This is a genomic window from Salinisphaera sp. T5B8 (genome assembly GCF_040361255.1).
In the GTDB taxonomy this organism is placed as follows: domain Bacteria; phylum Pseudomonadota; class Gammaproteobacteria; order Nevskiales; family Salinisphaeraceae; genus Salinisphaera.
Map to the genome: position 1 here is coordinate 64,290 of NZ_APNG01000003.1, position 13,091 is coordinate 77,380.

The following is a 13,091-nucleotide window of genomic DNA, read 5'->3' on the forward strand; positions in this document are numbered from 1 at the left end:
ATTGGGCAGCCGGGCGAGCCGGCTCGCGGGCTCAGAGCGTGAGAATGGTCGAACCGGTGGTCTCGCGATTGGCCAGCGCCCGGTGGGCCTCGGCGGCGTCTTCCAGGGCGAAGCGCTGGCCGATCTTGATCTTCACGTCACCTGATTCGAGCACGGCGAACAGGTCGTCGCACATCATCTCGAAGCGTTCGCGTGTATCGGCATAGCCATTCAGGCTGGGCCGGGTGACGAACAGCGAACCGCCCTTGTTGAGTTCGGCCAGGTTCACGCCCTCCACCGGTCCGGAGGCATTGCCGAAGCTCACCATCAGCCCGCGCTTGGAAAGGCACGCCAGCGAATCCTTCCAGGTGTCGCGGCCGACCGAATCATAGACTACGGGCACCATGACGCCGTCGGTGAGTTCGCGTACGCGCTCGGGCACCGATTCGCGGGTGTAGTCGATGGTCATCCAGGCGCCGTTGCGCTTGGCGATACCGGCCTTGTCTTCGTTGGAGACGGTGCCGATTACGTGCGCGCCCAGCGCATGCGCCCACTGGCAGGCGATCGAGCCCACGCCGCCGGCGGCGGCATGAAACAGGATGGTGTCGTCTTCGCCGATGGCATAGGTCTGGCGCAGCAGATATTGCACGGTCAGGCCCTTGAGCATGCCGGCAGCCGCGGTTTCGAAATCGATGGCCTCGGGCAGGGCGATCGCCTTGTCTGCGTCCATGACCACGAAATCGGCGTACGCGCCGAGCGGCGCCTGGGCATAGGCCACCCGATCGCCTTCGGCGAAATCCTCGACGCCTTCGCCCACCGCGTCGACCACGCCGGCGCCTTCGGTGCCGAGCCCGCTGGGTGGATGGGCCGGGTACAGGCCGCTACGCACATAGATATCGATGAAGTTCAGGCCCACCGCGCGATTGGCGATACGAATCTCGCCGCGGCCCGGCGCGCGGGGCTCGACATCGACGAGTTCGAGAACTTCAGGGCCGCCGGTTTGGGTGAACTGGATCTGACGAGCCATGGCACGCTCCTTTGAAAACAGCGCAGTAAATCAATGCGCTATTTCTAGCAGCCTCTAGAATAGACGTCGATGCGACAAACAGGGAAAGCCGTCACGCAGGCTGGCGGTACGGGCCCGATCGATCGGGGCAACGACCACTTCGTTGGCCTCGCTCTTGGCTTCGGCCTTGATCTGGCCCCAGGGGTCGACGATCAGGCTGTGGCCATAGGTGCGACGGCCGTTGGCATGATGCCCGGCTTGATTGGGCGCGATCAGCGTGACCAGGTTTTCGATTGCCCGCGCGCGGGTGAGCACATGCCAGTGGGCACTGCCGGTGGTATGCGTAAAGGCTGAGGGCGCGACCACGATTTCCGCGCCTTCGTCGGCAAGCGCGCGATACAGCTCGGGAAAACGCAGGTCGTAACACACGCTCAGCCCGAGGCGGCCGAACGGCGTATCCACCACATGCGGCGTGGGTGGGCCGGCCACGAAGGTGGCAGATTCGCGATAGGCCTCGGCCGAATCGGGCACGCCGACATCGAACAGGTGGATCTTGTCGTAGCGGGCCACGCGTTCGCCGTTGTCGGCATACACCGGGCAGGTGGGATAAACGCGATCGGCTTCGTCGCTGGCCAGCGGGATCGTGCCGCCGACGATCCATAGGCCGTATTTGCGGGACGCGTCGGCCAGGAAATCCTGAATCGGCGTATGACCGTTGCCGGCGCCGTCGGGCTCGGCCACGCCAATCTTGTCGGTTTCGTGCGCCCCCATCAGGGCGAAGTTTTCCGGCAGTACGGCCAGCTGGGCGCCGCGGCGCGCGGCGTCGGCGAGCAGGTCGTCGGCACGGGCGAGATTGGGCGCCACCTCACCGCGTGAGTTCATCTGGATGGCAGCGACACGGGGCAGATCGGAATCGGAAGTCATGGCGATCGGTTCGTCGGGTAGGGCTATTGTTCGGCGCTGGGCTGTTCGATACGCGGATCGTCCCAGCTGCCTTTCAGGGTATACGCGATGCTGGAGAATTTCTTGATCGGTTTCTTGAATATTTCCTGCATGGCGAATACCGCTGCGCCCACGAGTGGGCCGCCGAGTACGGTACTGGCCACCGCCACACCGCTGCCGACCTTGGGCACGATAGTCACGCGTTCGTCGTAGTCGCGCGCGGCCAGGCCGATACGCCCGGTCATGCGGATCTGCGACGAGGGGGTTTCGATAAGCATGTTGTCGCTATAGGCGTTGCCCTTGTCGATATTGAAGTGGGCACGCACATGATCGAAAGCCAGGCCTTCGTCGACCACGTCGCGAAAATCCAGCCGCAGGCGCCGCGGCAGTACATAGAGATTGACCAGCCCCAGCACCCGCGCCGCGCCGGGCTCGACGGCGGTGAAGGTACCGTTATCCAGCTCTAGATCCACGCTGCCGTCGAGCGAGCGCAAGTCCAGCCCCAGCGGGTTGGGCGCGATATTGAGCCGCGCATGTACCTGGGTAGATTCGGCCGTCACGGTGGCCGCATAGCCGAGTGCGCGCAGCAGCCCGGCCATGCCACGGCCGGCGAAACGGGTCTGGGCGCTGGCCTGGGTCAGACCGTTGTCGTGGGTCCAGCGGCCGGTTGCCCAGCCGGCCATGGCCCCGTTCTTGAGCTGGAAGCGGTCCAGCTGCCAGCCGTTGGGCTGGGCACGCGCCTTGAGTTCGGCCTCGCCGAAATCGGTGCCGTCGATCTCAACATTGGCCACGAACACGTCCAGGTGCGGCAGATCGACCGGGTCGATGTATTGCCAGATCACCGGGTCGCTTTCGGCAGGCGGCGCTGCGGGCTGCTGTGCACGGGTCTTGAGCGCCAGCCGGGCCAGATTGCCGGCGATATTGACGTTGCCGCCGGCCGGCTGGGTCCAGGTGATCTGGCCCTGGGTGTCCGGGCCTTCGAAGTCCACCCGCCAGCCGGGGCGGGCGTTCATCGGTTGGGCGCGGATATGCGTGTTTTCGAAATAGCGATTGTCGAGTTCGAGCGCGCCCACGCGCACATCGCCGCCGACGAAATCCAGCGTCGAGGCCGGACCGCCGGATTGTCTGGCGAGTTTTTCCGCGGCCTCGATCTGCTCGGTTACCACATAGAACCAGCCCAAGCCGTCGGCGGTCTCGGTGCGCCCGCCAATCCAGATGCCATCGACATCGGGTGGCTCGAGCGTGTTGTCGTTGAGTAGCGCCTGGATACGCGTGACCGCGCCATCGCGCAGGCGCACGCGTGTATCCAGGCGCTTGTCGTAGTCGATATGCACGCGGCTCGCATCGCCGGCGACGGTAATCGCCATCGGCGCGGCGCGATCGGCTGGCTTGGTCAGGGGCGCAGGCAGATTCAGGGCCAGACCGCGCAGGTCGCTGTCGATATCGATAGCCGAGACCTCGCCATCGCGAGCGACTTCGAAGGCGATACGCAAATCGGTCGCGCCGTGGCCATAGCGCAGCCAGGATTCGGGCAGATAATGCGCCAGGGCCGTGCCGTCTTCGGGCAGTTGCAGGCGGGCGCGGCTGACAATGCGCTGGCGCTCGCCCGGCGCCGGCTCGATATCGGTATTCAGCGCCACGCCCAGCAGCTTGCCCTTGAGTGCGTGCGCGGCGAGCCCGCGTTTATCGTCAAAATGCAGCGTGCCGGTGATATCGGTGATCGGCCCGGGCAGCACGTCGGTACGCAGCGTTGCGCCGCGTGCCTGCACGTCGCCGCTGACATCGACATCCCCCAGCTCGGGCTTGAGCGGGATACGCAGATCGATGGCCAGATTGGCCGGCCCGGTGATCTTGAGCGCATCGACGATTTTTTCGAATCGATCGCGTAGTGGCGAGCGCACCAGAAACGCCAGCATCTTCTCGGCGCGGGCATTGCGCGCCTTGCCGTCGATCTTGAGCACCGGTTCGCGCACGTTGGCCACGCGCCCGGTGGCTGGGCCCAGATCCACATCCAACATGCGTGCGGCAGCGACATCCACACGCAGATCGTCGCCATCGAGGGTGAGTTTGCCGCGGGCAGACTTCAGCGGCGGCCAATCGTCCTTGTAGGCGACATCCACATCGTGGCCGCTCAGTTCCAGATGAAAACGCTCGTCGCCGCGCGGCTTGGCGAAGGGAAACCGATCCATGGCCCCGCGCACTTCGAGCGACGCGCTATCCAGCGTGCCGGCGGTGATTGCCTTGGGCAGCCAGTCGCGCAGCTTCTCGTTGGGCAGATCCTTGGCCTGGGGGATACGCGCGAGCACGGGCGCGATCTGCGGTGCACTGGCGCTGGCCTGGATATCGACCACGGGCGCGCTGCCCGGTTGCAGCTGGATACGACCGCTGGTCGCAAACGTTGCCTCGGCGCTGGTCAGCTCGAGCTTGTTTGCATCGATCTGCCAACCCTCGTCGCGGCGTTGCCAGGCGATCTCGCCGTCGAGATCGTCAACCGGCAGTTCGCCGCGCAGATAGCGCCGCGCGGCCAGCGTGCCGCCGGCGTCGTTGAACTGCAGCCGATGGTTATCGGCCTGCTGGTAGTAACTGCCGGCGACCGGGCCGAGCGTGATCGCCGGATCGTCGATCGACAGATCCTGAAAATCGAAGGCCAATTGCAGCGGGGTATCGGCGCGGAGGGTGAGCGCCAGATTATCGATGCGCGCATCGGCGGTGGTGTCGGCCAGACGCGCGACGCGCAATTTGGCCAGGCGCCAGGCGATCGAAAACGGGACATGCCGGGCGTCGACTCGCAGGCGCGGCTCGTCCAGGTCGACTGTACCGGTCAGGCTGAAGTCCTCCAGCCCGGGCGCATCGCCGGACAGCGAGGTCATTGCCACACGGATGTCGTCGTCGGGCGCTGAGGCCTGGCCCGACTCGGGGGATTCGATGCCGGTGGCCTCCAGCGTGCTCGACAGGGCCGGCAGCAGATCGGTTTTACGGCTGTCGTCGTGTACGGCGTCCAGATCGAATTTGGCGCGGGCGTCGAGCAGATGCCCCTGTTGCCAACGCCCGTCGATGGTCGTGGTCAACCGGCCGCCGGAGAGGCGTTCATAGAGGCTGTCGCCGATCAGGCCCGCGCCGTGGGCCAGGGTCGGTGTATCCAGCGCGTCGACGTTGAATTCGAAATCGGCCGTATCGATCGTCGGCAGGCGCCCGGAAAAACGCGCCTTGCCGTCGGCCTGCTTCAGCCAGGACGGGCCGTCGAGATTGAAGCGCAGGGCATAGCTGTCGTTGCCGCGATGGGCGATATGGGCATCAAGACGCTCGATACGCGCGCGCCCGTCCGGCAGCGCTTCGTCGAGCAGGGTGATATCGGCATCGCTGATGGTGGCGGTATGCAGCAGGGCCAGGCGCTCGTTGATGGTGTCCCAGTCCAGCGGTTCGTCGTCCGGGCGCGACCAGTATTCGAGTTGCGGGCGGCCGTCGTCGCCGCGGCGTACCGCGACCGTGGGCTGTTCCAGCACCAGCCCGTCGGGCAGGCGTTTGCCGTCGATGAGATCGGTAAAGGAAAAATGCAGGCCAAGGCTTGCGAGCGTAACCGCGGGCTTATCGAAGCCGTGACGGGTCACGCGTACGTCGGCCAGCTCCAGCAACGGTCCATTCCATTGCCAGCGCAGCTCGATGGCATCGATGTCGATATCGGCATCGATGCGACGGCCGATACGTTCGGCCAGCGCCTGCCGATAGCCGGGCACCAGATGATCGATCAAGCGCACGCCCCCCACCAGCAGACCGGCCAGGATGACCACGCTGGCCAGGGTGATGACCAGCGCGCGTTTGATGATCGTGGTGCTAGCCATGTCGTTCGCTCTCAGCGCGCGCCGAGCGCTGCGATGCATGCCGTAGAGCGAAAACGTTGACGAGGCGCGGTGCGAGCATGAACGTGTCGGGCAGCGATCGGACAAAGGCGATGGGGGTGCGACACACCCAAGCGCTCAGGGTTCGCGATGAGACGCCGATTTCGTACCGCGCCAGTTCGAACTCGCGCGCTCCAGCGCAGGCGCGTACCGCGACCGCGCAGGCGTCGTCGCCAGACACAGCTTACATCACCACCAGATCGAACTGTTCCGGGGTATATAACGATTCCGACTGCAACCGCACCGCAAGCCCGGTTTCCGCGCAGACCTCGTGAAAGGCGGTGGCCAGTTCGTCGAGCAACAGGCCGATGGTATCGGGTGCTGCGAGAATCAGCAGTTCGTCCACACGCTGGCTGTGCGCCAGCCGCGTCATCTCGCGAAACAATTCGAAGCACACGGTTTCGCCGGTCTTGACGAAGCCCCGCCCGCCGCAGGTGTCGCAGTCATGGCACATCAGCTGCTGCAGCGATTCACGGGTGCGCTTGCGGGTGACTTCCACCAGCCCCAGCGGCGAGATCGCGCCGACGCTGGTTTTGGCCGGGTCGGCATCGAGCGCGGCGCGCAGGGCGGTGAGTACCTGGGCCTTGTGATCGGCATCCACCATGTCGATGAAATCGATCACGATGATGCCGCCGAGATTGCGCAGCCGCAGCTGGCGGGCGACCGTATTGGCGGCCTCGATATTGGTACGCAGCACCGTCTGTTCGAGACTGCGCGTGCCCACATAGCCGCCGGTATTCACATCCACCGTGACCATTGCCTCGGTCTGTTCGATGATCAGAAACCCGCCCGAACGCAGCGGCACCTTGGGCGCCAGCGCGCGTTCGATGGCTTCTTCGATACCGTATTGCGAGAACAGCGGCACGGGCTTGGTGTAATGCAGCGTGCGTTCGGTGAATTCCGGCGCGAAGCGCTGGGTGAAACCGGTCATTTCCTGCCAGGCGGCTTCGTCGTCGATGGTGATCGCCACCACCTCGGGCGTGAGCATGTCGCGCAGCATGCGAATGGGCAGGGCAAGATCGCCGTAGAGCAGGGTTTCCGGCGCCACGGTACGGCTTTGCGCGAGGATATCTTTCCAGACCGTGGCCAGAAAACGCATATCCGCGGCCAGCGCGTGGTGCGGCGCGCCGTCGCCGACCGTACGCACGATAAAGCCGCCGCTCAGCCCGAGTTCTTCACGAATGCCGGTCACGGCACTGTGCAGCCGATTGCGTTCGGCTTCGTTTTCGATTCGCGCGGATACGCCGATCCGAGGGTTGTAGGGCATGTACACCAGAAAGCGCGACGGGATCGCCAGGTCCGTGGTCAGGCGCGCGCCCTTGCTGCTCATCGCATCCTTGGTGACCTGTACCAGTACCCGATCGCCCTGGTTGAGGCGGTTCTGGATACGCGGGGCGACATCCTGGGTTTCAGCCGGGCGCCGAACCATGTCGGAAATCTGCAGGAACGCCGCCCGGGGCAGGCCGACATCGATGAATGCCGCCTGCATGCCGGCCAGCACGCGTTGGACGTGCCCGAGATAAATATTGCCCACCACGCTGCCGGTGGCGTCGCGCTGGATATAGATTTCCTGGAGCACGCCGTTTTCCAGGTGTGCGGCCCGGGTTTCGCCCTGCGAGACGTTGACCAGAATCTCGATACGCGGCGATTCGAGCTCGGCCGCTGTCTGCCCGGAGGCGCTCACCGCGTGCCGCGCACAAGCGCGTGGATACGAAACAGATTGTGCGAATTCAGTGCCATGCGTTCGATTGTCTGCGCACAGCAGGCGTATCTGCAAGCACCGTATGCAGTGGCTGGTGCGCCCGGGTCAGCCGCGATGGTAGGGATGACCGGTGAGAATGCTGTGCGCGCGAAACAGCTGTTCGGCCAGAATCACGCGTACCAGCGGGTGCGGCAGTGTCAGCGCCGATAGCGACCAGCGCCGATTGGCGCGCGCCAGACTGTCGGGGCCGAGCCCGTCCGGCCCGCCCACCAGCAAGGCCCGGTCGCGCCCATCGGCCAGCCATTCGCGCATCTGCGCGGCGAGTTGGTCGGTGTTCCACGGCTTGCCGTCGACGGCCAGGGCGATCACGTCCAGATCGGGCGAGAGTGCATCGCAGATGCGCCGGTCCTCATCGGCGATCGCGCGCTCGGGCTTGCCACCCTTGCGATTGCCGGGCGCGATTTCGGTGAGTTCCAGCCGGCATTCATGCGGCAGGCGCCGGGCGTAATCGTCGTAGGCGCTCGTGACCCAGGCTGGCATGCGCCGGCCCACGGCCAGCAGACGTATTCGCATGGCCGCGCTATCGAAGCGCTAGTGGGTGGTGGTCGAGCTTTCGCCGGCGATCGCGTCCATGTCCCAGAGTTTTTCCAGCTGGTAATAGGCACGCGTGACCGGCTGCATGATGTGTACCACCACGCCGTTGAGGTCGATGAGCACCCATTCGGCCTGGCTCAGGCCTTCCACGCGTGGCTGGATGCCGGCTTCCTTGGCATGGGCGATCACGGTCTCACCCAGGCGTTTGACGTGGCGCGCCGAGCGGCCGCTGCAGATGACCATGTGATCGGCGATGGTGGTCAGCTCGGCGACGTCGAGCACCTGGACGGATTCGCCCTTGAGTTCGTCGACGGCCTCGATAGCCAGTTTCAGCAGGGCGTTGATCTGTGGATCGCTGTTGCGGGCGGTGTCGGGGGTGTCTTGTAGATTCATTGACTCGCGGCCGTGGCCGGTTGGGACTGATAGACGCCTGCATCCATAATGTCGTCGAGCACGGCGGTGGGCAAGAGGTAGCGCGGACTTTCCCCGCGCGCGAGCAGCTCGCGGATATAACTGGCCGAAATCACCAGCGGCGGCGGCATATAGGTATAGATATGCCCGCCCAGCCGACGATGCAGGGTTTCGTGGCTGTCGGTTTCACGCTCGGCCAGGGCCTCGGCGGCGGCCTCATCGAGTTTGCAATCGATGCCTGGTCGGTCGATGAGCACGATATGGGCGCTGTCGAAAATGCGTTCCCATTCATGCCATTGCGGCAACTTGGCGAAGACGTCGCGGCCCATGATCAGACACAGCGGCGTATCCGGCATGTCGGCCCGCATGGAGGCCAGCGTGTCCACGGTATAGGACGGGCCATTACGCAGCAGTTCGCGATCGTCCAGCCGCAGTCGTGGCTCGTTGCTGACCGCCACCCGAATCCATTTCGAGCGCTGGCCCGGCGAGGCCGTGGGCGCGTCGCGATGCGGCGGGCGTGCGCAGGGCACAAGCCGCACATGCGCAAGTTCGAGTGCGCCGGCGAGTTCCATGGCCAGGCGCAGATGCCCGTTGTGGATCGGGTCGAACGTGCCGCCGAGGACACCGACAGGAGCCGTGCTCAAAATACTTCTCCGGGCGTGATCGCGCAGGGCATCAGCGCACGTGTCCGTCGCCGAACACGACATACTTGAGCGAGGTCAGCCCTTCCAGGCCCACCGGGCCGCGTGCATGCAGCTTGTCGGTGGAGATGCCGATCTCGGCGCCCAGGCCGTACTCGAATCCATCCGCAAAACGGGTCGAGGCGTTGACCATCACCGACGACGAATCCACGCCGCGCATGAACGCCCGGGCCTTGGTTACGCTTTCGGTGACGATGGCATCGGTATGGTGCGAGCCCCAGGTTTCGATATGGTCGATCGCCTCGTCCATGTCGTCGACAATGCGAATCGCCAGCACCGGCGCCAGATATTCCTCGGCCCAGTCGGCATCCGATGCCGGCTTGACCGTGCTGCCCAGCAGCTTGCGCGTGCGCTGGCAGCCGCGCAGCTCGACGCCGGCCTGACGCAGATCCTGCGACAGCGGCTTGAGCACGCGTTCGGCGATGGCATCGGCCACCAGCAGCGTTTCCATGGTGTTGCAGGTGCCATAGCGCTGGGTCTTGGCATTGACCGCGATGGCAATCGCCTTGTCGATATCGGCATGCTCGTCGATATAGACATGGCATACGCCGTCCAGGTGCTTGATCACCGGCATGCGGGCGTTATCGGCCACGAATTCGATCAGCCCTTTGCCGCCGCGCGGCACGATCACATCCACGTATTCGGGCATGCGCAGCAATGCGCCGACCGCCGCGCGATCGGTGGTCTCGACCACCTGGACCGCATCCGCGGGCAGGCCGGCGTCGGTGAGCCCGCGGCTGATACAGGCTGCGATGGCCTGATTGCTGTGTGCGGCTTCCGAGCCACCGCGCAGAATCGCGGCATTGCCGGATTTCAGACACAGCGCGGCCGCGTCCGCGGTCACGTTCGGGCGCGATTCGTAGATGATGCCGATCACGCCCAGCGGTACGCGCATGCGCCCGACCTGAATACCGGACGGGCGATAGTTGAGATCGGTAATGCCGCCGATCGGATCGGCCAGGGCCGCGACCTGGCGCAGGCCTTCGGCCATCTGTTCCAGACGCTTGTCATTGAGTTCCAGGCGCTCGAGCAGGGCCGGGTCGAGTTCGTCGCGGCCTTCGCGCATATCGCGGGCATTGGCCGCGAGAATGCTGCTGCGCGACGCGATCAGGGCTTCGGCGATAGCGAAAAGGGCGGCGTTTTTCGCGCCTGGCTCGGCCGCGGCCATATGCCGGGCCGCAGCACGGGCACGCTTGCCCATGGCCTGCATCTGGCGCTCGACACGGGAGTGCGAGCTGCTGTCGTGGTTTTCGCGATCGCTAAGATTGGCGCTCATGATTATGGTTGTTGCTTAAAGACGATTGGATACGAGGCAGGACGCGCGCGCAGGCCGTCCCGCCAGACCGAGCGTCAATGTTACCAGTTCGTCCCAGGCGCGCCCGACCGCGGCCCCCTTGTTGATCTGATCCAGCCGGGCCGCGCGGCGCAATAACTCGGCGAGCATGGCCGGATCGGCCCGGGTCGCGGCTTCGCCGATCTGGCGCTTGCGTGCCGGCGGCATGAACACCTTGCCCAGCATGGCGTCCAGGCGATTCGCGCGCGCGGCGAGCGTGGCCTGATAAAGCAGGCGGATTTCGCGCACCAGCGCCCAGGTGATGGGCACCGTATCCACGCCTTCGGCGCGTAGCTTGGCCAGTGTTTTCAAGGCATTGGCGCTGTCGCCGGCCAGGGCCTTGGCAGGCAGGTCGAAAATTCCGAAACGGCTGTGATCGCTGGCCGCGGCCTCGATTTCGGCGGCGCCAATGGTGTCGTTCGGGTGCAGCAGCGCGAGCCGGTCGATCTCCTGGGCGGCCGCCAGCAGGTTACCTTCGGTCTGTTCGGCAAGCAGGGCAACGGCATCGCCATCGAGCGACAGTCCGTTGGCCCGGGCGCGCTGTTCGACCCATTGCGCCATGCGCGCGCCCGGCAGCGGCCAGGCGTACATGGCGACGCCGGCCTTGGCGATGGCCTTGTACCAGGCGCTTTTGCGCGCGTTGGCCGCCAGCGGCGTGGCCAGGATCAAAAGCAGCGTCGAATCCGGGGCGTTCTTGGCGTAGTCGCTGATTGCCGCGCTGCCGGGCTTGCCTGGGCCCTTGTCGGTCAGGTGCAGTTCCAGCAAACGTTTTTCCGAAAACAGCGACAGGCTCGCGCCCGCGCTGGCCAGCTGGCCCCAATCGAAACCGGGCTCGGCGTGCAGTACCTCGCGCTCGTCGAAACCCTGCTTGCGGGCCGCAGCGCGCAGGGTATCCGCGGCCTCGAGCACCTGCAGGGGTTCGTCACCGGCCAGCAGATAACAGCGGGCCAGCGGCTGGGTTTCGACTTGGCGCTGGAACTGGTCCGGGCGCAATTCCACGGTTCTACCTCGCTAGGACAGCCACCCGAGAACGGTCGCTGAATACGAACATGAACACTCCCCGTTCATACAAGCACGATACGCGCCATGGCGCGCAGGCGCGGGGTTATTCGTCGTCCTGGGCGTCGTTGGCGAAATTGCGGCCGTAGAAGATCTCGTTGACCTCGGCCTCGATCCGGTCGGTGAGCTCGGCGGCTTCTTCGGCGGACAGGTCTTCGGCCTTTTCCGCGAACAGATAGTCGTTGAGCGAAAACTCCGTCAGCCGCATCTTGGTATGGAAAATACGCTCGGCCAGCACGTTCACGTCGATCATCTGATAGCGGTTGCAGATGTCTTCGGGAATGTAGTCCTGAATCGAGTTGATCTCGTGATCGATGAAGTGCTTGACGCCATCCACATCGCGGGTGAAGCCGCGCACGCGATAGTCCATCGACACCACATCCGATTCGAAGCTGTGAATGAGGTGATCGAGTGCCTTGAGCGGCGAGATCAGGCCACAGGTGGACACGTCGATATCCGCGCGGAAGGTCGAGATGCCGTTGTCCGGATGAAACTCCGGATAGGTATGCACCGTGATATGGCTCTTGTCGAGATGGCCTACCACGGCATCCGGCGTGGGCCCGTCGTAGGCGGCTTCCTCGGCGATGAGGATGGTCACGCTCGCGCCCTCGGGCTCGTAGTCCTGGCGCGCGATATTGAGAATATGCGCACCGATGATGTCCGACACCTCGGTCAGGATCTGGGTGAGCCGGTCGGCACTGAACATGTCGTCCAGATACGCCACATAGGCTTTCTTCTGCTCCTGCGTACGTGCATGGCAGATGTCGTAGATATTGAACGACAGCGACTTGGTCAGATTGTTGAAGCCGTGCAGGCGCAGTTTTTCCATGGCGAATAAGTAATTCGGTGTGAGCCTGAATGTCGTGGTCAACGCGCCGGCGGCGCGACGATAACACCGGTTGTCCGGCGGCGGTGTTCAGGCGATGCGTTGGCTAGCGACATACGAAGGTCGATGAAAGGGCGCAGTATCCGCGCGAACGCGCGCACGTCAAGCGTTACGCACGCAGCCGTGCGGGCCGCATCGCGCGGGATGTTCAGCCCGAAGCCTCGATGGTGTAGTCGTGCGTGATGTTCACGCTGGCCTGGAGCATGATCGAGGCAGAGCAGTATTTCTCGGCCGACAGCTGAACCGCGCGGGCGACATGCTTTTCGTTGAGATCGCGTCCGGACACGAAAAACTGCAGATGGATGTCGGTAAAGACTTTCGGATCGGTACTCGCGCGGGTGCCGTCGACTTCGATGCGGCAACCGGTGACGTCCTGGCGCGATTTCTTGAGGATATGCATGACATCCATCGCGCTGCAGCCGCCCACGCCGAGCAGAATCATTTCCATGGGTCGAAAGCCGGCGTTTTCGCCGCCGATATCGGGCGGGCCGTCGATAATGACTTCGTGGCCGCTATCGGCGCTGCCGGAGAACTTGAGCTGGCCCTGCCAGTCGATGGTTGCTTTCATGTGCCAAAAATGAT

Annotated in this window: 11 protein-coding genes; all 11 read right to left on the reverse strand. The window is 64.6% G+C overall.

The genetic code is table 11. The features are described from left to right. Window positions 1-31: 31 nt before the first annotated feature. Entirely contained in the window at window positions 32-1,006 is a 975-nt protein-coding gene (locus tag T5B8_RS03545) for a quinone oxidoreductase family protein (protein ID WP_353176285.1), read from the reverse strand. Window positions 1,007-1,060: 54 nt separating this feature from the next. Next, window positions 1,061-1,909, reverse strand: coding sequence for a carbon-nitrogen hydrolase family protein (locus T5B8_RS03550; protein ID WP_502950735.1), 849 nt, complete (start codon window positions 1,907-1,909; stop codon window positions 1,061-1,063). Window positions 1,910-1,932: 23 nt separating this feature from the next. Further along, window positions 1,933-5,766 carry a YhdP family phospholipid transporter gene (locus tag T5B8_RS03555; RefSeq protein ID WP_353176287.1) on the reverse strand — a complete coding sequence of 1,278 codons (3,834 nt, stop codon included), beginning with the start codon at window positions 5,764-5,766 and terminating at the stop codon, window positions 1,933-1,935. Window positions 5,767-6,007: 241 nt separating this feature from the next. Further along, window positions 6,008-7,507, reverse strand: coding sequence for an Rne/Rng family ribonuclease (locus T5B8_RS03560; RefSeq protein ID WP_353176288.1), 1,500 nt, complete (start codon window positions 7,505-7,507; stop codon window positions 6,008-6,010). Between the two features lie 123 nt (window positions 7,508-7,630). Next, a complete protein-coding gene (gene rlmH / locus T5B8_RS03565) occupies window positions 7,631-8,098 on the reverse strand; it encodes a 23S rRNA (pseudouridine(1915)-N(3))-methyltransferase RlmH (protein WP_353176290.1) in 468 nt (155 codons plus the stop codon). An 18-nt stretch (window positions 8,099-8,116) separates the two neighbouring features. After that, a complete protein-coding gene (rsfS, locus tag T5B8_RS03570; protein WP_353176292.1) occupies window positions 8,117-8,512 on the reverse strand; it encodes a ribosome silencing factor in 396 nt (131 codons plus the stop codon). After that, complete coding sequence (nadD, locus tag T5B8_RS03575) at window positions 8,509-9,174, reverse strand: nicotinate-nucleotide adenylyltransferase (RefSeq protein WP_353176294.1); 666 nt, start codon at window positions 9,172-9,174, stop codon at window positions 8,509-8,511. The genes rsfS and nadD overlap by 4 nt, the downstream gene beginning before the upstream one ends. Before the next feature lie 31 nt (window positions 9,175-9,205). Next, a complete protein-coding gene (locus T5B8_RS03580; RefSeq protein ID WP_353176295.1) occupies window positions 9,206-10,507 on the reverse strand; it encodes a glutamate-5-semialdehyde dehydrogenase in 1,302 nt (433 codons plus the stop codon). A gap of 15 nt (window positions 10,508-10,522) precedes the next feature. After that, window positions 10,523-11,563: a DNA polymerase III subunit delta gene (holA, locus tag T5B8_RS03585; RefSeq protein WP_353176297.1), complete on the reverse strand. Its 1,041-nt coding sequence runs from the start codon at window positions 11,561-11,563 to the stop codon at window positions 10,523-10,525. A 106-nt stretch (window positions 11,564-11,669) separates the two neighbouring features. After that, window positions 11,670-12,452, reverse strand: coding sequence for an adenosylmethionine decarboxylase (gene speD / locus T5B8_RS03590; protein ID WP_353176299.1), 783 nt, complete (start codon window positions 12,450-12,452; stop codon window positions 11,670-11,672). A gap of 205 nt (window positions 12,453-12,657) precedes the next feature. Further along, window positions 12,658-13,077, reverse strand: coding sequence for an OsmC family protein (locus T5B8_RS03595; protein WP_353176301.1), 420 nt, complete (start codon window positions 13,075-13,077; stop codon window positions 12,658-12,660). Window positions 13,078-13,091: the final 14 nt, after the last annotated feature.

Excerpts from the sequence above, each read along its gene's own strand:
- T5B8_RS03595 (WP_353176301.1), bottom strand. The coding sequence starts at position 13,077 with ATGAAAGCAACCATCGACTGGCAGGGCCAGCTCAAGTTCTCCGGCAGC.
- rsfS (WP_353176292.1), bottom strand. The coding sequence starts at position 8,512 with ATGAATCTACAAGACACCCCCGACACCGCCCGCAACAGCGATCCACAG.
- T5B8_RS03550 (WP_502950735.1), bottom strand. The coding sequence starts at position 1,909 with ATGACTTCCGATTCCGATCTGCCCCGTGTCGCTGCCATCCAGATGAAC.
- T5B8_RS03555 (WP_353176287.1), bottom strand. The coding sequence starts at position 5,766 with ATGGCTAGCACCACGATCATCAAACGCGCGCTGGTCATCACCCTGGCC.
- T5B8_RS03580 (WP_353176295.1), bottom strand. The coding sequence starts at position 10,507 with ATGAGCGCCAATCTTAGCGATCGCGAAAACCACGACAGCAGCTCGCAC.
- speD (WP_353176299.1), bottom strand. The coding sequence starts at position 12,452 with ATGGAAAAACTGCGCCTGCACGGCTTCAACAATCTGACCAAGTCGCTG.
- rlmH (WP_353176290.1), bottom strand. The coding sequence starts at position 8,098 with ATGCGAATACGTCTGCTGGCCGTGGGCCGGCGCATGCCAGCCTGGGTC.
- T5B8_RS03545 (WP_353176285.1), bottom strand. The coding sequence starts at position 1,006 with ATGGCTCGTCAGATCCAGTTCACCCAAACCGGCGGCCCTGAAGTTCTC.